This is a genomic window from Romboutsia sp. 13368 (assembly GCF_018336475.1).
In the GTDB taxonomy this organism is placed as follows: Bacteria; Bacillota; Clostridia; order Peptostreptococcales; family Peptostreptococcaceae; genus Romboutsia.
Genome location: NZ_CP048741.1, coordinates 11,757 through 12,136, shown reverse-complemented (window position 1 = coordinate 12,136; position 380 = coordinate 11,757). Strand labels below are relative to the sequence as shown.

Below are 380 nucleotides of genomic sequence, written 5' to 3'. Positions count from 1 at the left end.
TACTCATAGTTAGTTAAAATAAATTCCATATACATTTTTATAATTTCAGAAGGTTCTGTAGGATCTAATAATTTACGAGTTGCTACAATATCTGCATAACCTAAAATTATTATTCCTATTATATCTTCACCTATTTCATCAAATAATTTAAACATATTTTCTTTATTTAAATTATTATTCTTATAAAGTACTAATAATATCATATGATATCTAACATATTTAAATAATGTATCTATTGACTCTTTGCTTAAACCTATACTTTTACCTAACTCTAATGCTATTTMTGCTCCAACTTTTTCATGACCCCTAAAATGGACTCTTACATTTTCATCAACAGTTTTAGCATCTGGCTTCCCTATATCATGTATAAAAATACCTAG

At 24.8% G+C, this 380-nt stretch carries 1 protein-coding gene; it reads right to left on the bottom strand.

Going from position 1 to position 380, the window contains the following annotated elements:
* Window positions 1–380, bottom strand: a 380-nt coding sequence (locus tag G3997_RS00065; RefSeq protein ID WP_296646098.1) for an HD domain-containing protein, incomplete at both ends; no start/stop codon positions are given.